The sequence below is a fragment of the Rhodoluna sp. genome (assembly GCF_049276775.1).
In the GTDB taxonomy this organism is placed as follows: domain Bacteria; phylum Actinomycetota; class Actinomycetes; order Actinomycetales; family Microbacteriaceae; genus Rhodoluna.
The window spans coordinates 40463-61736 of record NZ_JBASXC010000017.1; the positions used below are offsets into that span (position 1 = coordinate 40463).

Consider the following 21274-nt stretch of genomic DNA (forward strand, 5'->3'; position numbering starts at 1 on the left):
AAATTGGCCGAACTTCTTAAATTCTAGGTCAAAGCTAAGATTGATAGGTGAGTAAAGCGGACCTAACCAAGAAGGCGCAGGAAGTTGCTGCGATGTTTGACGGAGTCGCAAAAAACTACGACAGGGCGAACGATTTACTCTCCTTCGGATCAGCCAGAACATGGCGAAAAGCGGTGGCCAAGCTGGTAAACCCGAAAAGCGGTCAGACCATTTTGGATCTAGCTGCCGGCACGGGGGCCTCCTCGGTGGCCTTCCTCAAAGAGGGCGTCCGCGTGGTCGCGGCCGACTTTTCTAACGGAATGCTCGAGGAAGGCAGAAAGCGCCATCCCGAGATTGAGTTTGTTTTTGCCGACGCCACCAAGCTTCCTTTCCAGGCAGAGGAGTTTGACACCGTCACTATTTCCTTTGGTCTTAGAAACGTTGAAAATACCGAGCTCGCACTCTCGGAGATGCTTCGGGTGCTAAAGCCAGGCGGCAGGCTGGTGGTTTGTGAGTTCTCGGCTATTCCGAACAAGTTCCTGCACTCTCTATACCGCTTTTATCTAAAGAATCTTCTTCCGCGGATTTCTGCACTGGTTTCAAAAACCCCAGAGGCATATAGCTATCTTGCGGAGTCAATTGACGCTTGGCCTCGCCAAGCGGAGCTTGTGAAGCTGATAGAGAAAGTTGGCTACCAATCTGTTGGTTTCAGGAATCAAACCCTCGGGATTGTTGCTATCCATACTGGACTAAAGCCAAAGAAAGCCTAACTAATGCCCAAAACCACGCTGCCCAAGCAGCTTCGCAAGGTCGCCGATAAAGACCTACTCGCGAAGCTCGAGTCTGGGCTGGAGCTTGTGGAAAAACAGCTGATCGAAGCCGTCAAGCACACCGACCCAATCGCCAAGGTGACCACGCGTCACCTGATTGATGCCGGAGGTAAAAGAATCAGACCAACACTTGTTTTGCTTTGTGCACAGCTCGGTGATGGAACGGCGAACGAGGTCATTCAATCTGCTGTGGTGGTTGAGCTAACCCATATCGGAACTTTGTATCACGACGATGTCATGGACAGCGCCCCCAAAAGAAGAGGTGTTGATTCTGCTCACGAGATATGGGGCAACAATGTCGCAATCTTGACTGGGGATCTGCTATTTGCAAGAGCATCTCAGCTGGTTTCCAAGCTCGGTCAAAAAGCGCTAACCCTGCAGGCTGACACCTTTGAAAGGCTCTGCCTTGGACAACTGAATGAAACCGTTGGTCCGGCAGAGGGTCAAGACCCTATTGAGCACTACCTGAGCGTTCTTGCCGACAAAACCGGTTCCCTAATCTCGGCCTCGGCGGAGCTTGGAGTGTTGTTCTCTGGTGCAGATGAGTCGCTTCGCGAGCCGGTTAGAAAATACGGTGAAGCCATCGGTGTTGCTTTTCAGCTAATCGATGACGTAATCGATATTCACTCGGATGGACAGGTATCGGGCAAGACTCCGGGAACCGACCTTCGGGCTGGGGTTCAGACCCTACCGGTTCTTTATTTGCGGCAGGATGCTAAATCGGATGGCGAATCCGCCAAGCTTATTGAGATAATTGATGCCGGGCTCGATGACGATGTCCAACTGACCAAAGTGATTGAACAATTGCGTGAGCACCCAGCAACCGAGCGTGCTTTCCAAGAGGCTAAGCGCTGGGCCGACCAGGCAATAGCAGCTTTAGCCGATTTGCCAGCTGGACCAGTTCGCGAAGCCCTCACTAACTTTGCCGATGCGGTTATCGAGCGTCAAAACTAAAAGATCTAAGGATACGAATAACAAGATGTCTAAGCTCAGGCTTGCAATCGTTGGCGCCGGTCCTGCCGGTATCTACGCGGCCGATCTTTTGATCAAATCTGAAACCCGTGACTTTGATGTTTCGATTGACCTTTTTGATTTGCTTCCAGCCCCCTACGGTTTAGTCCGCTACGGAGTTGCCCCCGATCACCCCAGAATCAAGGGCATTATCAAGGCACTCTACGAGGTGCTTGATCGAGGTGACATTCGCTTCTTCGGCAATGTGACCTACGGAAAAGACATCACGCTGGATGATCTAAAGAAGCACTACAACGCGGTCATCTTTGCCACCGGCGCCGTCCACGACGCAGAACTTGCAATTCCAGGAGTCGAGCTCGAGGGATCTCTCGGGGCAGCAGCGTTTGTTAACTGGTACGACGCCCACCCTGACTTTGAAAGAAGCTGGGACCTAAGCGCCAAAGAGGTGGCAGTTATTGGAAACGGCAACGTGGCGCTCGATGTTGCAAGGGTGCTTGTTAAGTCCCCTGCCCAGATGCTCGAAACAGATATTCCAGAAAATGTCTACAAAGGATTACTCGCCTCAAACGCAACCGACGTTCACGTCTTTGGTCGACGCGGACCAGCCCAAGTCAAGTTTTCTCCTCTTGAGCTTCGAGAGGCCGTTCACGTCGAAGGTGTTGACACCATCGTCTACGAAGAGGATTTCCAGTACGACGAGGGTTCGCAAAAACAAATTGAGAGTAACAACCAAACTCGCGTGATGGTCAAAACCCTGGAGGAATTGCGTGAGAAGCAAATAACCGGGGCGCCAAAGAGATTACACCTGCACTTCTTTTCTGCCCCGGTTGAAATCATTGGCGAAAACGGAAAAGTCAAGGCCCTAAAGATTGAGCGAACCAAACTAGATGGCAATGGTGGGGTGGTTGCAACCGGTGAGTTCCGACAAATTCCGGTGCAGGCTGTTTATCGCGCGGTTGGATACTTCGGTTCCGAGTTGTCTGAGATCCCGTTTGATTCAAAGGCCGGAGTCATTCCAAACGATAAGGGTCGGGTTCTTGATTCAACGGGAAAGCAAATAGAAGGTGTCTACGCGACCGGCTGGATTAAGCGCGGACCGGTTGGCCTCATCGGACACACCAAATCAGACGCCATCGAAACCATCGCGCAGATCATCGAAGATAAGCCAACCTGGTGGCAGCCGGTCGCTCCCGAAGAGGCGGCAATTGTTGAACTGTTGGACAGCCGCAACGTTGAGTATGTCGGTTGGCCCGAGTGGCTAAAGATAGACGCCGAGGAGAAGCGTCTGGGTGAGGCCCAGGAGCGCAAGCGCATCAAGCTTGTTGAAAGAGAAGATTTTCTAGAGATTGCTAAAGGAGCAAAACCCTAATTGGAGTTGACTAAGGAAAGAACCAAAAGCGCCGAGTCCGCTCTGGTCGCAGCTTTTTTCATCCAGGGTTTTCTAGCCATCACCTACCTCCCAAGAATCCCAGAGATCATTGAGCAAATTGATGTGTCCTTTGGCGTCTGGGGATTAATCATTGGACTTGCGGGCCTCGGTGCACTTGTTCCGCTTTTGATCACCAATCGCTTGGTTGGAAAATTTGGCACCAGACCAATTGTTCGCTTCTCAAGCTTCATGATTGTTGCAACGACCATCAGCCTAGGTCTCGCAACCAACGGCTTCGTTTATTTCATTTTCCACGCCCTGATGATGTTCAGTATGAGCTTTTTGAACATCGCCGTGAACGCCCAGTCCGTGATGCTTCAGAAAAAAGTGAAGCAGGTCATCATTGGAAAATTCCACGCCTCCTGGAGCATCGGAGCTGGAGTTAGTGCTGCGGTTTCTGGAATCTTGGCAAGCTTTATGTCTTTGCAACTGCACCTTATTTTGGTGGGTCTTGTTGCCCTGGTTGCCTTTCAGTTCGCCATTAGGTTGATGCTCACACCCGATGAGGATGGCCACCACGAGGAGCGCCAGGCCGCAGTAAAGGTGCCGTTCTTCAAATCCCCACCTCAGCTTTGGCTATTGGCCTTTGGCTTTTTTGCCGGAGTCTTTCCCGAGATGGTGATGATGGACTGGTCAGCGGTCTTTGCCAAGGAAATCATGCTGCTTGATCCAACCCTTGGAGCCATTCCCTTCACCGCCTTCACAATCGCCATGATTGCGGGGCGTTTGCTGATTGGCCGAGCCACCAAGAAATATCACATCAGTGAGCTATCGAAGTGGGGCGGCATCATCGCGTCGGTTTCCATGCTGCTTGGGGTATTAGTTGCACCACTTCTAGTTCCGGTAAACGGAATCCTTGCGCTTGCGGTTTTGTCCATGTTTTGGCTGGTGACTGGTTTTGGCCTTGCGCCCATGGTGCCCTCGTTCTTCGGAGCCGCCGGTCACGTCGCTGGACTAACCACCTCTCAGGCCCTGTCTCGAATGCTTCTTGTTAACACCATCGCGGTTAGCATCGCCAAGATCTTCATGGGTGCTCTTGCGCAGGGTGTTGGTTTAGGGCTTGCCTTTATATTGCCGGTGACCTTGATGTTCATCGCAGGTATCTTGGCTGGAAGAGTTGCCAAGAACTCGAAGCGTAAGGAAGCTGTTGAGAACGCCTTCCCACTCACCGGTCCAATTACAGTGGTGGACGAAGTGTCTTAGCTAAAGGATTTAGCGGTAGTTCACGAACTGCAGGTCAACATCCAAGTCTTTGCTCTTAAGCAATGCTTGAAGCTCCTGAAGATCATCGCGTGATTTGCTGCTGACTCTAAGCTCATCTCCTTGAATCTGAGACTTTACGCTCTTTGGCCCCTCGTCGCGGATTATTTTGTTGATCTTCTTAGCTGATTCCTGAGAGATACCCTCTTTGATCTTGCATTCGATGCGGAACTCCTTGCCGGAGGCAAAGGGCGTTCCGTCTTCTAGGCTTTTTAGCGAGATACCGCGCTTGACCAGCTTGGACTGGAACACGTCCAGAACCGCCTTGGCTCGCTCTTCGCTGTTGGCCTTTATAAGGATCTTCTCGCCAGACTCCTCAATTGAGGCACCAACTCCCTTGAAGTCGTAGCGCTGCTCAACCTCCTTGGAGGCCTGGTTCAAGGCGTTTGATATTTCTTGCGGGTCTACTTTGCTTACGATGTCGAATGAGGAATCAGCCATACCAACAGTTTACAAGAACAGCATATGAGGCCCGGAAATACGGGGTCTGGGTGGCAGGTAAATATTGGTATTCTTTTAGGGCGCCGAAATCACAACACACAGATGGCTAGTTACCCAAGTGGCCAAAGGGAACTGACTGTAAATCAGCTGGCTCAGCCTTCGGGGGTTCGAATCCCTCACTAGCCACGAAACCCCAGCCCTCCACGGCTGGGGTTTTTACACTTTACTTACAAGTACTTACGAGCGAGGGAAAAAAATTGGATCAGTCCATCAAGGCCTCGCCAATCTCAGGCAGTGATAGCACAGAGGGTGAAGATAAGTCAGGCTGGAAGCAAAGGGCGACTGTGTTTCTGGTCGGTCAGACCATTTCTACCTTTGGTTCTTTACTGGTTCAGTATGCGCTTTTGTGGCACCTGACTCTCACCACCAAATCCGGTGTGGTGCTAGCCCTGGCGGCAATCTTTGGTTTTCTACCTCAGGCAATCGTTTCCATCTTCGCTGGGGTTTGGGCCGACCGCATGAATCGAAAAGTGATGATTATCATCTCCGATTCCACGATTGCCCTGGCAACTCTGGTTCTAGCATTTTTCATGCTTTCAGGCGTTGAAGATCTGTGGCTGATTTTTCTGGTGATGGCGGTTCGATCGGTGGGTGCCGGCATCCAAATGCCAGCCATTTCGGCATTACTTCCCCAAATTGTTCCCACCGAAAAGCTCATGAGGGTAAACGGAATCAACAGCAGTGTTCAGTCCTCGCTAATGATCCTGGCTCCGGTAGCTGCCGCGGGTATATATTCAACAATTTCACTAGCGGCAATCTTGTTTATCGATTTTGCGACGGCGGTTATTGGGCTTTCGCTTTTGGCCACAATTTCTGTTCCAACCCTTGCTCGGGCAGCAAGCGATGAGAAACCGAGCTACTTCACCGACCTTCGCGAGGGCATGAAGTACATATTCAGCAACGACCTTGTGCGTTGGGTAATGGCCATTTACGCCATCGTTTTCTTGCTAATTGTTGCTCCATCAAACCTCTCTCCGCTAATGCTGGTTCGAACTTTTGGATCCGACGTTTGGCTGCTCACCATCCTCGAGCTCTCATTTGGAATTGGGATGGTGGCCGGAGGAGCGCTGATGGCGATCTTTGCCACCAAGGTGGATCGCCTAGGAATGATGGTGGGAACATCAATCATCTTCGGCGTTCTAGCCGTTGTTATGGGCTTCACAACGAACCTGATTGTTTTCTATAGCCTGTTTTTCATTATTGGCTTAGCTGTCCCAGCATTTTCAACTTCTTCTATGACTCTGCTTCAAGAAACTGTTGAGCCAGAGCGCCAGGGGCGAGTCTTTGGTTTTGTTGGGATTGTGATGGCTGTTGCCATGCCTCTCGGGATGGCGGTTCTTGGACCCCTTGCCGACATTGTTTCGGTTGAGACACTTCTAGTTGCTACAGGGCTCATCACAGTGACCGTTGCGGTTGTTGCTGTTTTGCTACCAGCAGGAAAAAGGGCGGTTGCGGCAGCGCACGCTTCGACTGGTTCTAGTCGCTAAGAAAGAACCGTCGCGTGGAATTTATCAATTGGGTCAGGTAACATCTGGACATGCAGGCAAGTCATCGATCCACTGATGCTGGTGAGTCCGAACAGGGACCCAAAGGCAGCGCAATCATCGTCGGCGCTAACTGGTATCGCTTTAGGCCCGGAGAATATTTACTTAATCCCCATGTCATGAGCGTCTCCTTCGTCTGGATTGTTAGAGGTGGAGGGTTGATTAGCTGTGCTGGTAAATCTTTTCGCGTAGGCCCAAACCAAATTGTTCGACTTCCATGGCATCACAAAGTTGAGTACCAGGCAGATGCCCAGAACCCATTTCGAGTGGGGACGCTGCACATTGTTCCTCATCACAAAGAGGGAGTCCCGGTTGTGCCTCGCGTAGCTCACTTGGTGAACGATCCCCTTCTAGACGACCCAGCCCGATCCGGAGACCCAAACGAATTTGAACCCGCAATGGCAAGCTACCTGTCGGGACCGGCTCGACGAATAGCTGACCTTGGCAGGTTTGCGGTCGAAAGATTTACGGATGCGTCATTTGATGAGGAGCTCTATCGAGAACTAGCCAGAGTGGTGCTGGTTGAAAATCGACTTTGGGGACAGTGGCAAGCGGACAAAGTATTACCCGTAGCTCTCGAAGAAATGATGGCATATGCCCGCGCAAACATCAGTTCTGCCCTATCGGTTGCCGAGGTGGCAAAGGCTGGGGATTGCAGTGCCACTACCGCACAGCGACTATTCAATCAGTACACCAGCGTTCCTCTAAGAACTTGGGTTAGGCAACTTAGGCTTCAGGAGGCCGCCCACCTACTGCGCACGAGCGGGCTTCGGGTTAATGAAATTGGGGAAATGGTTGGCTTCTCCGATCCGCTTTATTTCTCAAGGGTCTTTCGTGAAGAATATGGAATTGCACCAAGTCACTTTGCCCAAGGAGAACTCCGACCGTAAATTACCAGTGGGTTTTTCTGGCGCGGTGGATTGTCCATGAACTGGGTCGGAAGTACATGCTTGGTAATTCTTGCAATCAAATAGTTTTAGAGTCACTTTAGGTAATCGAAGACGATTGGTGCGAGATGAGCGTTATCAACAGAAAATTTGGTCGAACTGGCTGGGACATCAGTGAGGTTTCTTTTGGGGCCTGGCAGCTGGGAGGGCAGTGGGGACCGGTTGATGACAACGAGTCCATAGCAACTCTGATTGAGTGCTACGAATCAGGAATCAACTTCGTCGACACCGCCCAGATGTACGGGCTTGGGCACAGTGAAACAATCGTTGGTAAATCGCTTCGAGAGTGGGGCAACGGCGGAATCAAAGTTGCCACAAAAGCTCAGCCGGTTGCGTGGCCACCTGTCACAGAAGGCGACCCAAAATTCTCAGAGCTGTATCCCAGCCAATACTTAATTGAGCAGGTCGAGGGATCTCTGAAAAGACTCGGCGTCGAAAGACTCGATCTTTACCAGCTGCACTGCTGGGCACCGGATGGCCTCAGAAACAGGGAATGGCTAGAAACACTTTCAAAACTGCGCGATCAGGGAAAGATCGACAAGATTGGGGTCTCAATCCGCGACTACCGTCCAGAGGATGGAGTTGAGCTAGCAGGCAGTGGGCTAATTGATTCGATTCAAGTGATTTACAACATCTTTGAGCAAGAGCCTGAGAAAGCGCTCTTCCCAGCGGCAGCCGAAGGAAACACGGCAATCATTGCTCGCGTTGCACTCGATTCCGGTTCACTAAGCGGTCTCTGGAACAAGGACACTTATTCGAGTTGGGATGAAGGTTCTGTGCTGCACACCTTTTATAGGGATGAGCGATTCGGATTGACCCTGAAGCGGATTGAAGCGATCAAAGATGACACCTCTGAGTATTACGAAAAACTTGCCGAAGTGGCCGTGCGCTTTGTACTCGATAGGCCAGAGGTCTCAACGGCAATTCTCGGCATGAGTAATTCACGTCGAATACAGGAAAACCTGTCCTACTCGGATGGCGTTCGACTGCCAAGGGAACTTAGGAAAAAGCTAGCTAGCCACGAGTGGAGAAGGAACTACTACGTATGAAAACCGAAACTGAAGTACGCGCGGAATTTCTTTCGCACCTTGAAATTGAAGACCGAATGGCGAAGGCATCAATTGTCTACCTACCGCTAGGTGCCATTGAGTTTCACGGACCTCATCTACCCACCGGTCTCGATGGACTCACAGCTCACGGAGTATGCGTGGCAGCCGCAAAAGTCACCGGAGGCGTTGTGCTGCCTACCGTTTACCAGGGGACCGGTGGCGAGCACTCAAACTACCCCTGGACCTTGATGATGCCAACCGGCAATGGACTGGGTGAGAATCTTCAAGCAATGCTTGATCGCTTAGAGGAGTTGGGGGTCGAATCAGCCGTTGTTCTAAGCGGGCACTTTGCAGACGAACAGCGTGCTCTTTTGAAAGAGCTGGCCGCTAGTTGGGCCGCCGATAATAGTAAGAAGATGCACCTAACAACGAGGAGTATGGCTGATTGTGATGAGGCTCCAGTTGCGCCAGATCACGCCGGGGTCTTTGAATCACTTCTTTTAGCTGCCCTTCACCCAGATTTGGTTCACGTCAACAAACTTCCAGAGGCGGCTTCTAACCCGAGTATCGACCCAGGAGATAACCCGTTTGGTTCTCACCGGCACGAGAAGGACCACGCGCTATGGGGAGTGTTCGGACCTGATCCGAGAGCTATTGACCTAAAGGACTCAGCTGCGCTGCTGGATTCACTGGTCACCTGGATTGCAAAGCTAGCCACTTCAGGAAAGAAGTAGTTACTGACGGCGGTTGTTCAGTCCATGTTTCGCACCAAGTTCCCATGCCTGACTCCAACAATCGAGGGTTAGCATTACACAAATACCAATGGAGGTAAATAAAGTGAAAATCACAGTCAAAGAAGACGCGTGTGTTGGTTCCGGACAGTGCGCTCTAGTCGCAGAATCACTTTTTGATCAGGATGACAACGGAATCGTGGTTCTGCTAAACGCCGACCCTGATGCCTCAGAAGAAAACGCAGCCCAAAAGGCCGCTTCTCTGTGCCCAGCCCGAGCAATCATCGTCAGCTAGCCAAAGTTCATAACCCCAAGCAATCATGAAATCTAGCCATCGCATCGTGATTGTTGGTGCGTCCATCGCTGGGCTCACAGCTGCAGAGAGTCTTAGGCTCGAGGGGTTTGAGGGCGAGATTATTCTCATCGGTGACGAGGAACATCTTCCATACAGCCGCCCACCTCTTTCCAAGCAACTCTTGATGGGTTCCTGGGAGCCCGATCAAACCAGAATCAAGTCCAAGGAAGATCTTGCAGACCTTGGAATACAGTTCCGCGGCTCTAGCCCCGCATTGCAGTTGGATCTAAATAACAGAGTTGTTCTAACCGGCTCGGGGGTTGAGAGTTTTGATGAGCTCATTATCGCTACCGGTGCTAAGGCGCGTCAGCTCGGAAGCCGGGGAGTTCACACTCTGCGAAATCTTGAGGACGCGATCTCGCTAAAAGAAAAAATGAGTCACTCAAAAACGATTGCGGTGATTGGAGCAGGGGTTTTGGGTTCCGAAATTGCAAGTGCCGGAAGGGCGCTTGGCTCTGAGGTGATTCTGGTTGGCAAAGCTAAAGAGATTAGTTTTGGCTCGATTGGAGGTGCGCTAACAAGCAAGATTGAAGATCTCCACGCCGCAAACGGCGTCGAGCTAAGACTCGGCAGCGACGTGCTAGACATAAAAGTTGGCCAGGATGGTGCCAGATTCCTACTTGATTCAGGGGAAATTATTGCGGCAGATGTAGCGGTCGCAGCGGTTGGAGCGATTCCCTGCACAGAGTGGTTGGCTAAATCGGGGCTAGATATTTCCGATGGCGTTATCTGCGACTCTCTAGGGCTTGCAGCACCTGGCGTTTATGCAATCGGTGACGTGGCAGCCTGGCAGGATCCAGAAACCGGTGCCCAAGTTCGAGTCGAACACCAAACCAATGCCATCGAGCAAGCCATGTCGGTAGCTGGAACAATTGTGCACAATCGTAAGCCAACTTCACCCGCACCGTTTTTCTGGTCGGACCTTCACGGCGTGAGCATCAAAGCATATGGATGGTTTGACGGACAGCCCCTTAAGGAGCTAACTTCAATCTCCCAATCTGGGTCGCTGCTCGGAGCTGACAGTGCAGGAGCGACTCGAGGAGTGGTGGCGTGGGATGCACCGGTCAGAGAATTTAGACAAGGTCGGTCGCTAGTCGACGAGTCACGAAATATTTCGAACACCAAAACCCTAGTAAAGGATCAACTATGAGCGACAGCAAACCCACCTGCCCCGTGAATCACGCTTCCCTTCCGGGAGACGGAACACCCATGAAGCCATCACCTAGTTTTGCTAAGTGGCGAGCAGAGGCACCGGCTACACCTTTAAAGTATCAAGACGGACACGATGGCTTGATAGCTACCGGTTACGATCTAGCACGCTCTGTACTATCAGACCCGCGCTTTAGCATGAGACCCGAGCGACTTCCCATGGGTCCGGTGGGCGATCTAGCTAGCGATAAGGATGTACCGAACGCTGCTCTGCCTGCAGAATTACCTGGCCCACTAGACGATGATGCTCAAATTTCTGAGCAGTCAAATCTTTTGATCATGGACGGTGACGAGCACTCCAAGCTTCGTCGACTTGTGACTCCAAGATTCTCGCTGAAGCAGGCTAGATCTCGTCGCGAATGGATAAGCAAGATGGTTTCCGAGCAGCTTGCTTTATTCAAAGCCAAGGAGCAACCAGCCGACATTTGGAGAGATTATGGATTGCCAATTGCGGCTAGGACTCACTGCCACGTTCTTGGAGTGCCGGAGTCTCACCTACAAACTTTTATTAGCCTCTTCGAGGGCAGCTCGACTGCACAGCAGAAATACGACTTCATTCGCGAGGTCCTAGAGCTTAGAAAAGGCAACCCAGGCGAGGATGTTATTTCAGACCTCCTAGCTTCGGAGGAAATAACTCCTCATGAAACCGAGGGTGTGCTCAGACTGCTCATGGGCGCTGGTCGTGACTCGGTGGCCTACCTAATTGCAACCACTTCCGTCGCACTTCTAACAAACCCAGACCAACTAGAGATACTCCTTGCCGATCCGGAGAAAATTGATCTGGCTGTTGAGGAATTCATGCGCTACGGAGCAATGTTCATCACCTTATTCCCCAGGACTGCTCTGGAAGACGTTGAGTTGGAGGGGGTCCTAGTTAAGGCTGGCCAGTCAGTATCGGTTTCGTCGGTTGCGGCAAACCGGGACCCTGCACGCTGGGAAGATCCAGACGTCTTCGATGTAAACAGAGATGGCTTTGGGCACCTTGGTTTTAGCTATGGAATTCATGGCTGCATTGGTCAGCAGGTGGCAAGAATTGAAATCTCTGAGGGTATTCGCCAGCTGATCCTGGGTTGCAAGGGCCTAAAGCTTGTCCACGCCGAACAGCTCACCCCAATGCCTTTTGCTCACCCAGTCGCGGTTTATGAAGCTGGTGCGGTACTGGTTGAGTGGGATAGCTAAAAAGAAATCGAGCTCTCGCATAGAGAAATTGATTAGTTTTTCTTGGCTGATTGTTTAGAGCGAGAAGAGTCTCGAACCACCAGCTCGGGCTGAAATACAACTTGGCGTCTAGTCGAATTCTGTGGCGCCTCCGTTTCCTCGATTAGTAGTTCGATTGCCTGAGCTCCGATCAGGGCTGAAGGCTGCCTAACAGAAGAAAGGGAAATCAAGGCACTGCTGGCAAAAGAAATGTCATCGTACCCGACCAGTGCAATGTCTCCTGGAATCGAAATATTCTTGGCAACAACCAAAACCTGCATGATTCCGATAGCCAATAGATCATTTGCGGCGAAAACAGCATCAGGCCTTTGTGAAGCTGGCCGACTAAGAATTGCCTCTCCAACCGCCCGCCCTTCGAGAACAGTTAGATTCTTCGTCGCAAAGACTTCGAGCTCGGCATTGTCTTGAGATTTGATGGCTTTCTTCGATCCTTTTAGGCGGTCAGCAATCTGCTGAATACTCATCGGCCCACCTGCAAACATGATTCGTTTTCGACCAGTTTCGATTAGGTGGCTAAGTGCCATAAATCCGCCAGCAACGTCGTCGACGGCCACCGAGCTCAAGGTCTTATCTTTCGACTCGCGGTCAACGAGGACTATGGGAGTGCCCCTATCTCTGGCGCTGACTAGATCCTTAATGTCTGATGACACGGGCGAAACTAGAAGTCCAGCAACGCGTTGCTCTTCAAACAAACTCAGAAGCTGCTTCTCGCGTTCGTGGTTTTCGTCGGAGTTTGCGAGCAGGATAGACATGTGGTGCTCAGCTGCCGCCTCCTCGGCGCCCCGGGCTAGATCGGTAAAGAAAGGGTTTCTGACATCCAGAACCAAGAGACCAATTGAATGAGACTTACCAGCGCGCAGTTGTCTGGCGGCATCGTTTCGAACAAAGCCCAGCGACCTAATCGCTTGCTGAACTTTAGATACTGTTTTGTCAGCTACCTTGTCAGGGTTGTTAAGGACATTGGACACCGTCCCAACAGACACGCCTGCTTTGCGCGCAACGTCTCTAACGCTTACGGACACGGCATCCACCAATCTGATTGAACGTTCAATTTAGACTAGTGGCCAATTGTAACGATTCAATTACAAAGCCAAATATCCCAACGTTCAACTTGTTCAACAAAGTAGCTTATTACTAACTGAATTGAAACGATTCACTAAAACGACGGGGTTTTTCCAAATGGCAGCAAACTCAAAGGCCGTACTGGAGATAAAGAGCGCCACCAAGGCGTTCGGTGGAGTTCAGGCGCTCAATGGTGCGAACCTGGTCCTTTATGCGGGCGAGATACACGCCCTCCTTGGCGAAAATGGCGCCGGAAAATCCACCCTCCTGAAGTCTTTGGCCGGAGTTCACAAAATCGACTCTGGGTCGATAACCCTAAACGGCAAACCGTTCCAACAGGGAAGCACACGAACTGCGCAGCAGCAGGGTGTGGCGGTTATCTACCAGGAGCCAAGTTTATTCCCGGACCTAACTCTTGCGGAGAACGTATTTGTCGGACGTCACCTTCAAACCGCCAAGATGGTGGACTGGAAGAAGATGCAGCTTGAGGCCAAAAAGCTTTTCGATCAGCTGGGAGTAGACCTAGACGTCAATCGAATTGCTCGTGGACTATCAATTGCTGATCAGCAAATCGTGGAAATCGTAAAGGCCCTGTCAATCAATGCTCAGGTGATTGTCATGGACGAGCCGACAGCTGCTCTTTCGACTAAAGAAGTAGACCGACTATTCAGCGTTGCAAGAACCTTGCGTGATCAAAACTGCGCAGTTGTGTTTGTTAGCCACCGCCTGGACGAAGTATTTGCTCTTTGTCAACGCATGACAGTAATGCGAGACGGTGCAACAGTTGGTTCTGACGAAATCAAAAATGTTTCCGAGGCCCAAATAATCAAGATGATGGTGGGTCGAGAAGTTTCGGAACTGTTTCCGAAGCAGACTCCGAAACTTGGCGAAGTAGTCCTAAAAGTAGAGAACCTAGCCTCCTCTGGCCAATTTGCGGGAATTAACTTTGAGGTACGTAAGGGTGAGATTTTTGGCCTTGCCGGCTTGGTTGGTTCAGGCCGATCTGAAATTGTCCGAGCCATTTTTGGTGTTGATCAATACGACACTGGTTCGGTTTTACTGAACGGGGTGGCGCTGCAGAAGGGCAGCGCATCGAAGGCGATGGCTGCAGGAATTGCATTGGTTCCTGAGGACAGAAGACAACAGGGTTTGCTGATGCCCTACTCCATAGCTAAAAACACCTCAATCACAGTTTTGCAAAGAATGATAAAGAATTTAGTCGTTAAGAAAAAAGACGAGCAAGAAGTAGGACTCAAGTGGGCAAAAACTCTCCAATTGAAGTTCGCCTCGATGAACGATGCCGTTGAAAGACTTTCCGGCGGTAACCAACAGAAGGTTGTTCTCGGAAAGTGGCTTGCAACAGAACCAGCCGTTCTAATTGTCGACGAGCCAACCCGCGGTATCGACGTGGGTACAAAATCTGAAGTTCACAGACTCCTTTCGCTGAGGGCTCAAGAGGGACTCGCCATCATCATGGTCTCATCGGAGCTCCCGGAAGTACTCGGAATGTCTGACCGAATCCTGGTGATGCGTGAGGGTCGCCAGGTTGCAATCCTCAATCGCAATGAAGCAACGCCTGAAAAGGTAATCGCTCTAGCAACGGGAGCGGCGGCCTAAGCATGAACGTAGTTTGGAAGATAATCAGGGTCCGAGAGGTACCAGTTCTTCTTGGCCTGGTGCTGGTGTATCTGGGCACTGGATTTATGAATCCGATCTTCTTTACCCCGAGCATTCTCAACGACATCTTGTTCGGTGTGGCAATAGTTGCAGTTCTGGCCATTGCACAAACCTTTGTGATTGTTATGAGACACATCGATCTATCCGTCGGGTCCGTTATTGGTTTCACGTCATTTTTGATTGGTGATCTATCCTCCAAGGGGTACTCGCTCGTAGCTGTGCTAACCGCAGCGCTACTCGTTGGAGCAACGGTGGGAGCCGTGAATGGTTTCCTGGTTGCCTATCTGGGACTTCCTAGCCTCGTGGTGACTCTGGCAACTTTGTATATCGTCCGAGGAATATTCAATGAGGTCGGTAAGGGACAAACCATTGTCGAGAGCATGGTGCCCGTGGAGTTGAACTGGATGGGATTAAACCGCTTCTACGGAATCTCATACTTGTTCATTGTCGTCGTCGTGCTGATGATTATCGCCGGCGTCATAATGCACAAAGTTCGAGCAGCCAGAGACCTCTACGCAATCGGATCCAATGTTGCAGCTGCAGAGCTAGTTGGAATTCCTGTCAAGCTACGCGTTCTACTTGCCTTTATCGCAACCGGATCAGTTTCCGGTCTTGCCGGAGCAATCATGCTCGCGAGGTTTAACAGCGCGAGTACACAATCTGGTCTAGGTCTAGAGCTTCTGGTCATTGCAGCCTGTGTTGTAGGGGGGGTTTCAATCGCTGGAGGAACGGGAAGCGTTTACGGCGCAGTTATTGGTGCCTTGCTGTTGCAGACAATTCTCATGGCAATCGGTGCTCTCGGTATTCCGCAGTTCTGGCAGCTGGCCGTAAACGGAGCCTTGATTATTGCCGCTATTGGCTTGGATCGATACCTCTCCACAAGAGTGAAAACCACGAACGTGATGGGGGCGTCATCGTGATGAAACTCAGCCTGAATAAAAGTCAATTCACCTGGGATAAGGGTGTTGTGGTGTTCTTGCTTATTTCCGTACTAATAAGCAGTTTTGGATCGGAGTACTTCGCTAGAGCCTCAAACCTAAGCTTCGTCATTCAGTCCGTAGCTGAGATTGCAATCATCGCAACTGCTATGACCTACTTAATTATTTCTGGGGAGATTGATCTTTCAGTTGCTTCAATCATGGCTCTCACGAGTGCCTCGATTGGATACGCATTCCAAGAGGGCGTACCTTTTGACATTGCAATCGTCATCGGACTCCTTGTTGGTCTAGCAGCCGGTATCTTCAATGGAATTCTAGTTACGGTATTTGGTCTTCCGTCGCTTGCTGTAACCATTGCAACCTTGGCTCTTTACCGAGGACTCTGCTGGGTGCTTCTGGAAAACAAGCCGGTTAATCAGCTTCCGAGAGAGTGGATTGATCTGGGAAATCAGAACATCCCAAACACTTTCTTGCCCTGGGCAACTATTCCACTCGTGATTTTGGCAGGCGCTGCATGGTTCGTACTTCACAACACCAAACTCGGACGCTGGGTCTTTGCAATTGGAACTAACCCGGACGCCTCGAAGTTCAGCGGTATCCCGGTGAATCGAGTCAAGCTCGGATTATTTGCCTACACCGGGTTGATGTCTGCAGTTGCAGGCGTGATATACACACTCCGGTTTGCTAGCGCCTCACCTGACGGTGGAACCGGGTACGAGCTGAGCGTAATCGCTGCCGTTCTATTCGGAGGTGTTGCCATCGCCGGAGGCGTGGGCACCATGTGGGGAGTTCTTGCCGCTGTACTGACAATCGGAGTTTTGAGATCTGGTCTTCAGCTACAGGGGTTTTCAGCCAATGCGTTGCTTATCGTAAGCGGCGGGCTGCTATTGATTTCAGTTGTCCTTCCAAGGATCACTGAATTTGTGCGAATCCAAAAGCCTTGGGGGAGCACCCAACCAAAGAAACAGGAAAAGGAAAAAAATGAATAAGAGAGTAGCAAAAGCGCTAACTGCAGCATTTGCAGCCTCAGTGTTGGCGTTCAGCCTTGCTGGTTGCGCTCCTGCAGCAGAAGAAGCCGACACTGGTTCTTCTGACGGGCTCAAGATTGCCATTGTTCCAAAGGCAATCAACATCGGGTATTTCACCGGTTGGAACGAAGGTGCACAGTCAGCTTGTGCAGAACTTGGTGCAACTTGTGACTACATCGGTCCAAACGAAATCACCGGAGCAGCACAGACTGAATTTATCAACCAGGTAATTCAGCAGGGCTACGACATCCTTGTAATCTCAGCAGCAGACCAGAACGCAATTGTTCCTGCTCTTGACAAGGCTCGCGAAGCAGGCATCATCATCGTTACTTCTGACGCAGACGTTGCAGCAGAGTCCGTTGGTAGCCGCGTTGTTTCAATCCTTCCATCTGAGCAGGACGACATTGGTACTGCACAGGTTGACTGGATTGCAGAAGCAATTGGAAGTGCGGGTTCAGTAGCAATCATCACCCCTGCTAACGCTGCTAACCAGACAGCATGGATCGCCGCAATGGGTCCATACCTGGAGAGCGAGTACCCAGACATGTCATGGGCCGGTGGATCACTTGAGTCAGCAACATTCTTCGCAAACGACCCAACCGAGTCAGCCGAGGCATTCGCTTCGATTCTTGCTCAGTACCCAGATGTAGCTGGAATCATCTCCCCGACCACAGTTGGAGTTCTAGCTGCGGCCGTAGAGAAGAAGGCTAAGGGCGCTGCTGTAAAGGTGACCGGTCTTGGTCTTCCATCCGAAATGGCTCCTTACATTGAAGATGGAACAGTCGAGAAGGTTGGACTCTGGAACCCGCTTGACCTAGGTTATGTAGCTGTTTACGCAGCTGTTGCAGCTAAGGACGGCACATTTGATGGCGCCATTGGCTCAACATTTACTGCAGGCGACAAGACCTACACAGTAGTTGAAGGCGGCATTGCTTACCTTGGTTCTCCATTCACCTTCACCAAGGAGAACATTGGCGAGTTCAAACTTATTTACTAGTCGGTAAATAGGAATCAGCATCTCGATGAACCTGTGGTGGGTAGAGATACCCACCACAGGTCCTCTCGGGAATAAAAGTTAGGGGAATGAAAAATGCAGAGAGTTGGGTTCAGGCTTCAGCTTCGCAAAGATCGCCTCGATGAATATGTAGAGCACCACAAAAACGTGTGGCCGGAGATGCAGGCGGCTCTGACTGAGACTGGATGGCATAACTACACGCTTTTTCTAGATCGCAATGACGCAACACTCTTTGGGTACTTTGAAACACCTGACTATCAGGCTGCTCTGGACGGAATGGCGACCAAGGAGATAAATCTAAAGTGGCAAGCCATGATGGCGGAGTTCTTCGTCACATTGGAAGGACGCAGACCAGACGAAGGATTTCTTCGTTTAGAGGACGTCTTCTTCCTGCCCTAGAGCAGAAACAGAAATTTATTTTAGACAGATCCAGGTAACACTCAAGAAGACAAGGTTGATTCAAATGGCAAGCACGATCAGCGAGCAGGAACTATTCGCGAAACTAGACGACCAGGCAATTGAATTGCCATCTTGGGCGTTTGGTAACTCGGGGACAAGGTTCAGAGTTTTTGGCTCGCCAGGTGTCCCCCGCACAGCCTTCGAGAAGATTGAAGATGCCGCCCAGGTCCACAAGTACTCGGGAATTTCTCCAACTGTCGCTCTTCATTACCCGTGGGACAAAGTCGACTCTTTTAATGAACTAAAAAAACACGCCAACGAACTAGGTGTTGAGCTTGGAACAATTAACTCGAACACCTTCCAGGATGAGGAATACAAACTCGGTAGCCTCGCTCATCAGGACCCTAAAGTACGTCAGCGCGCTATTGATCACCACTTTGATTGCATCGACGTTATGAACGAGACCGGCTCACGGGATCTAAAAATCTGGTTGGCCGACGGATCAAACTACCCTGGCCAGGACGACATGCGCACACGTCAGGACAACTTGGCTGACTCGCTGGAGAAGATTTACGCACGCATCGGTAAAAACCAACGACTTGTGCTGGAATACAAATTCTTCGAACCAGCTTTCTACCACACTGATGTTCCCGACTGGGGAACTGCCTACGCGCAGGTCAGCGCTCTTGGAGAACGCGCCGTTGTGTGTCTAGACACCGGCCATCACGCGCCTGGAACAAACATCGAATTTATTGTTATGCAGTTGTTGAGACTGGGCAAGCTTGGCTCTTTCGACTTCAACTCAAGGTTCTACGCGGACGATGATCTAATTGTTGGCGCAGCCGATCCTTTCCAGCTGTTCCGGATTATGTATGAGGTAATTCGCGGTGGCGGGTACGGCGCTAAGTCTGGCGTTGCATTCATGCTCGATCAGTGCCACAACATAGAAGACAAAGTTCCCGGACAGATTCGAAGCGTAATTAATGTTCAGGCAATGACCGCTCGCGCTCTTCTTGTTGACAATACTGCACTCGATAAGGCTCAGAAAGCCGGCGACGTGTTAGCTGGAAATGACATCCTGATGGACGCCTTCTACACCGACGTTCGACCGGCTCTTGCAAAGTGGCGCGAATCAAAGGGCTTAGATGCCAACCCACTTGAGGCGTTCAACAAGTCTGGATATTTGAAGTCCATTGCTGAATCCCGCGTCGGCGGCCAGCAGGCAGGCTGGGGTGCCTAAGGTTCATGAGCAAAAAAACCGTATCCGACCTCCTGGGTCGAAGTAATCGCCTTGGCTCCAACCCCGCCTACACGAACTACGCGGGAGGAAACACCTCGGCTAAGGGCGAGGGTATCGATCCGACTACCGGAAAGGCAATTGAACTTATCTGGGTCAAGGGGTCCGGAGGAGATCTTGGGACTCTTCGTGAAGAGGGCCTTGCCGTATTGCAGCTTGAGCGAGTTAGAAGCCTCAAGAAGATCTACCCGGGTGTTGCAAGAGAAGACGAGATGGTCGCAGCTTTTGACTACTGTCTGCACGGTCGAGGCGGTGCCGCACCATCAATTGACACGGCAATGCACGCGCTTGTTGATGTTGACCACGTTGATCACCTGCACCCTGATAGTGGAATTGCGATTGCAACTTCAAAAGACGGTAAAGCCCTAACCAAAAAGATCTATGGCAATCGAGTCCTTTGGGTTGACTGGCGCAGGCCAGGCTTCCAGCTCGGTCTTGACATTGCCCAGTTGCAGGCTGAAAACCCTCAGGCAATCGGCTGCATACTCGGTGGGCACGGCATCACGGCCTGGGGTAAGACCAGTAAAGAGTCGGAAGCTAACTCAAAGGAAATCATTAGAGTTGCCGAGTCTTACATCGCCAAGAAGGGCATCAAGAATCCTTTCGGCGAAAAGGTAGCAAAGTTTCAGCCACTAAAGCCAGCAGCCCGCAGGGCACGTGCTGCCGAAATTGCAGCGTTTATTCGAGGCCTAGCTTCAACGGATAAGCCGCAGATCGGACACTTCAACGATTCCGATGCCGTGCTGGAGTTCATGGGAAGCGCGAAGCTAAAGAAGCTTGGCGCACTAGGCACCAGCTGTCCAGATCACTTTTTGCGCACCAAAGTCAAGCCGATGATTCTTGATCTTCCAGCAGACGCTGACCTAGAAAAGGTAAAGGCCAGACTGACTGTTCTGCACGAGCAGTATCGAAAGGATTACGCAAGCTACTACCAGAAGCATGCGAAAAAGAATTCACCGGCAATGCGCGGAGCTGATCCAGCTATCGTTTTGGTTCCTGGAGTTGGCATGTTCTCCTTTGGTGCAAATAAGCAAACCGCTCGTGTTGCTGGTGAGTTTTACCTAAACGCCATCAACGTCATGCGGGGTGCCGAGGCAATCTCGACGTACTCCCCAATTAGCGATGCCGAGAAATTCAACATCGAGTACTGGCTGCTCGAAGAAGCCAAACTCCAGAGAATGCCCAAGCCTAAGCCTCTGGCAACAAGGGTGGCATTTGTCACCGGTGCCGGTAGCGGTATCGGTAAGGCGATAGCTGAGCGAATAGTTGCAGAAGGCGGCTGCGTCGTTATTGCCGACCTAAACCTTAAGGCTGCTCAGGAAGTTGCCTCTTCCCTCGGCGCTGACAGTGCGGTGGCTGTGACCATTGATGTCACCAGCGAAGAGCAAATCAAGAAGGCCCTGAACGAAGCCGTGTTGGCCTTTGGTGGAGTTGACCTCATTGTCAATAACGCCGGGCTATCGATTTCCAAGCCACTTCTGGAAACAACCCAAAAGGACTGGGACCTTCAGCACGATGTAATGGCAAGAGGATCATTCCTAGTTTCAAGAGAAGCGACCAGAATTTTGCTGGACCAGAAATTAGGTGGAGACATAATTTACATTTCCTCAAAGAACTCGGTTTTTGCAGGGCCTAACAACATCGCTTACTCTGCAACCAAGGCGGACCAGGCTCACCAAGTTCGTTTGCTTGCGGCCGAGCTCGGTGAGCACGGCATTCGTGTCAACGGCATCAATCCTGACGGCGTGGTTCGCGGCTCCGGCATATTTGCCAAGGGCTGGGGAGCCTCTAGAGCAAAGGTTTATGGAGTTAAGGAAGAGGACCTGGGTAAGTT

20 protein-coding genes and 1 tRNA gene are annotated in these 21274 nt (G+C 51.1%); 19 read left to right on the plus strand and 2 right to left on the minus strand.

Annotated elements, in window-relative coordinates; translation table 11 throughout:
* Positions 1 to 47 precede the first annotated feature (47 nt).
* From ubiE to WAO31_RS01275, 4 genes are read left to right on the plus strand one after another with little or no spacing between them, the layout of a single operon-like run.
* Entirely contained in the window at positions 48 to 749 is a 702-nt protein-coding gene (gene ubiE / locus WAO31_RS01260; RefSeq protein ID WP_509589249.1) for a bifunctional demethylmenaquinone methyltransferase/2-methoxy-6-polyprenyl-1,4-benzoquinol methylase UbiE, read from the plus strand.
* Positions 750 to 752: 3 nt separating this feature from the next.
* Positions 753 to 1763, plus strand: a complete 1011-nt coding sequence (locus WAO31_RS01265) for a polyprenyl synthetase family protein (protein ID WP_509589252.1) — start codon at positions 753 to 755, stop codon at positions 1761 to 1763.
* Positions 1764 to 1788: 25 nt separating this feature from the next.
* Positions 1789 to 3150, plus strand: coding sequence for an FAD-dependent oxidoreductase (locus tag WAO31_RS01270; protein ID WP_509589255.1), 1362 nt, complete (start codon positions 1789 to 1791; stop codon positions 3148 to 3150).
* On the plus strand, positions 3151 to 4413 hold the full coding sequence (locus tag WAO31_RS01275; protein WP_509589258.1) for an MFS transporter: 1263 nt from the start codon (positions 3151 to 3153) through the stop codon (positions 4411 to 4413).
* Between the two features lie 9 nt (positions 4414 to 4422).
* Here WAO31_RS01275 and WAO31_RS01280 read toward each other — a convergent pair whose 3' ends face one another.
* A complete protein-coding gene (locus WAO31_RS01280) occupies positions 4423 to 4911 on the minus strand; it encodes a YajQ family cyclic di-GMP-binding protein (RefSeq protein WP_509589260.1) in 489 nt (162 codons plus the stop codon).
* A gap of 104 nt (positions 4912 to 5015) precedes the next feature.
* On the opposite strand from WAO31_RS01280, the gene WAO31_RS01285 reads away from it, so the two are divergent.
* From WAO31_RS01285 to WAO31_RS01320, 8 genes are all read left to right on the plus strand, one after another.
* Positions 5016 to 5097: transfer RNA gene (locus WAO31_RS01285), tRNA-Tyr, on the plus strand.
* 71 nt (positions 5098 to 5168) lie between these two features.
* Complete coding sequence (locus WAO31_RS01290) at positions 5169 to 6458, plus strand: MFS transporter (RefSeq protein ID WP_509589262.1); 1290 nt, start codon at positions 5169 to 5171, stop codon at positions 6456 to 6458.
* 50 nt (positions 6459 to 6508) lie between these two features.
* Positions 6509 to 7405 carry an AraC family transcriptional regulator gene (locus tag WAO31_RS01295; RefSeq protein ID WP_509589264.1) on the plus strand — a complete coding sequence of 299 codons (897 nt, stop codon included), beginning with the start codon at positions 6509 to 6511 and terminating at the stop codon, positions 7403 to 7405.
* Between the two features lie 125 nt (positions 7406 to 7530).
* Positions 7531 to 8511, plus strand: coding sequence for an aldo/keto reductase (locus WAO31_RS01300; RefSeq protein WP_509589266.1), 981 nt, complete (start codon positions 7531 to 7533; stop codon positions 8509 to 8511).
* Positions 8508 to 9245, plus strand: a complete 738-nt coding sequence (locus WAO31_RS01305; protein ID WP_509589269.1) for a creatininase family protein — start codon at positions 8508 to 8510, stop codon at positions 9243 to 9245. Before WAO31_RS01300 ends, WAO31_RS01305 begins: the two co-directional genes overlap by 4 nt.
* Positions 9246 to 9348: 103 nt before the next feature.
* A complete protein-coding gene (locus tag WAO31_RS01310) occupies positions 9349 to 9537 on the plus strand; it encodes a ferredoxin (RefSeq protein WP_509589271.1) in 189 nt (62 codons plus the stop codon).
* 25 nt (positions 9538 to 9562) lie between these two features.
* Positions 9563 to 10747: an NAD(P)/FAD-dependent oxidoreductase gene (locus WAO31_RS01315; RefSeq protein WP_509589273.1), complete on the plus strand. Its 1185-nt coding sequence runs from the start codon at positions 9563 to 9565 to the stop codon at positions 10745 to 10747.
* Complete coding sequence (locus WAO31_RS01320; protein ID WP_509589275.1) at positions 10744 to 11985, plus strand: cytochrome P450; 1242 nt, start codon at positions 10744 to 10746, stop codon at positions 11983 to 11985. Before WAO31_RS01315 ends, WAO31_RS01320 begins: the two co-directional genes overlap by 4 nt.
* 32 nt (positions 11986 to 12017) lie before the next feature.
* Here the strand turns inward: WAO31_RS01320 and WAO31_RS01325 are convergent, their stop codons facing one another.
* The gene (locus WAO31_RS01325) at positions 12018 to 13046 is read right to left on the minus strand and encodes a LacI family DNA-binding transcriptional regulator (protein ID WP_509589278.1); all 1029 of its coding nucleotides are present in this window, start codon (positions 13044 to 13046) and stop codon (positions 12018 to 12020) included.
* A gap of 157 nt (positions 13047 to 13203) precedes the next feature.
* On the opposite strand from WAO31_RS01325, the gene WAO31_RS01330 reads away from it, so the two are divergent.
* From WAO31_RS01330 to WAO31_RS01360, 7 genes are all read left to right on the plus strand, one after another.
* The gene (locus WAO31_RS01330; protein ID WP_509589280.1) at positions 13204 to 14703 is read left to right on the plus strand and encodes a sugar ABC transporter ATP-binding protein; all 1500 of its coding nucleotides are present in this window, start codon (positions 13204 to 13206) and stop codon (positions 14701 to 14703) included.
* Positions 14704 to 14705: 2 nt separating this feature from the next.
* Positions 14706 to 15683: an ABC transporter permease gene (locus WAO31_RS01335; RefSeq protein WP_509589282.1), complete on the plus strand. Its 978-nt coding sequence runs from the start codon at positions 14706 to 14708 to the stop codon at positions 15681 to 15683.
* The gene (locus WAO31_RS01340) at positions 15683 to 16690 is read left to right on the plus strand and encodes an ABC transporter permease (protein WP_509589295.1); all 1008 of its coding nucleotides are present in this window, start codon (positions 15683 to 15685) and stop codon (positions 16688 to 16690) included. Before WAO31_RS01335 ends, WAO31_RS01340 begins: the two co-directional genes overlap by 1 nt.
* On the plus strand, positions 16683 to 17726 hold the full coding sequence (locus WAO31_RS01345) for a substrate-binding domain-containing protein (RefSeq protein ID WP_509589285.1): 1044 nt from the start codon (positions 16683 to 16685) through the stop codon (positions 17724 to 17726). Before WAO31_RS01340 ends, WAO31_RS01345 begins: the two co-directional genes overlap by 8 nt.
* Before the next feature lie 93 nt (positions 17727 to 17819).
* Entirely contained in the window at positions 17820 to 18143 is a 324-nt protein-coding gene (locus tag WAO31_RS01350) for an L-rhamnose mutarotase (protein ID WP_509589287.1), read from the plus strand.
* A gap of 64 nt (positions 18144 to 18207) precedes the next feature.
* Positions 18208 to 19383 carry an L-rhamnose isomerase gene (gene rhaI / locus WAO31_RS01355; RefSeq protein ID WP_509589290.1) on the plus strand — a complete coding sequence of 392 codons (1176 nt, stop codon included), beginning with the start codon at positions 18208 to 18210 and terminating at the stop codon, positions 19381 to 19383.
* A 5-nt stretch (positions 19384 to 19388) separates the two neighbouring features.
* Positions 19389 to 21274, plus strand: a 1886-nt coding sequence (locus WAO31_RS01360) for a bifunctional aldolase/short-chain dehydrogenase (RefSeq protein ID WP_509589293.1), incomplete at its 3' end; no start/stop codon positions are given.

Excerpts from the sequence above, each read along its gene's own strand:
- WAO31_RS01265 (WP_509589252.1), top strand. The coding sequence starts at position 753 with ATGCCCAAAACCACGCTGCCCAAGCAGCTTCGCAAGGTCGCCGATAAA.
- WAO31_RS01270 (WP_509589255.1), top strand. The coding sequence starts at position 1,789 with ATGTCTAAGCTCAGGCTTGCAATCGTTGGCGCCGGTCCTGCCGGTATC.
- WAO31_RS01280 (WP_509589260.1), bottom strand. The coding sequence starts at position 4,911 with ATGGCTGATTCCTCATTCGACATCGTAAGCAAAGTAGACCCGCAAGAA.
- WAO31_RS01295 (WP_509589264.1), top strand. The coding sequence starts at position 6,509 with ATGCAGGCAAGTCATCGATCCACTGATGCTGGTGAGTCCGAACAGGGA.
- WAO31_RS01300 (WP_509589266.1), top strand. The coding sequence starts at position 7,531 with ATGAGCGTTATCAACAGAAAATTTGGTCGAACTGGCTGGGACATCAGT.
- WAO31_RS01305 (WP_509589269.1), top strand. The coding sequence starts at position 8,508 with ATGAAAACCGAAACTGAAGTACGCGCGGAATTTCTTTCGCACCTTGAA.
- WAO31_RS01315 (WP_509589273.1), top strand. The coding sequence starts at position 9,563 with ATGAAATCTAGCCATCGCATCGTGATTGTTGGTGCGTCCATCGCTGGG.
- WAO31_RS01320 (WP_509589275.1), top strand. The coding sequence starts at position 10,744 with ATGAGCGACAGCAAACCCACCTGCCCCGTGAATCACGCTTCCCTTCCG.
- WAO31_RS01330 (WP_509589280.1), top strand. The coding sequence starts at position 13,204 with ATGGCAGCAAACTCAAAGGCCGTACTGGAGATAAAGAGCGCCACCAAG.
- WAO31_RS01335 (WP_509589282.1), top strand. The coding sequence starts at position 14,706 with ATGAACGTAGTTTGGAAGATAATCAGGGTCCGAGAGGTACCAGTTCTT.
- WAO31_RS01340 (WP_509589295.1), top strand. The coding sequence starts at position 15,683 with ATGAAACTCAGCCTGAATAAAAGTCAATTCACCTGGGATAAGGGTGTT.
- WAO31_RS01345 (WP_509589285.1), top strand. The coding sequence starts at position 16,683 with ATGAATAAGAGAGTAGCAAAAGCGCTAACTGCAGCATTTGCAGCCTCA.
- WAO31_RS01350 (WP_509589287.1), top strand. The coding sequence starts at position 17,820 with ATGCAGAGAGTTGGGTTCAGGCTTCAGCTTCGCAAAGATCGCCTCGAT.
- rhaI (WP_509589290.1), top strand. The coding sequence starts at position 18,208 with ATGGCAAGCACGATCAGCGAGCAGGAACTATTCGCGAAACTAGACGAC.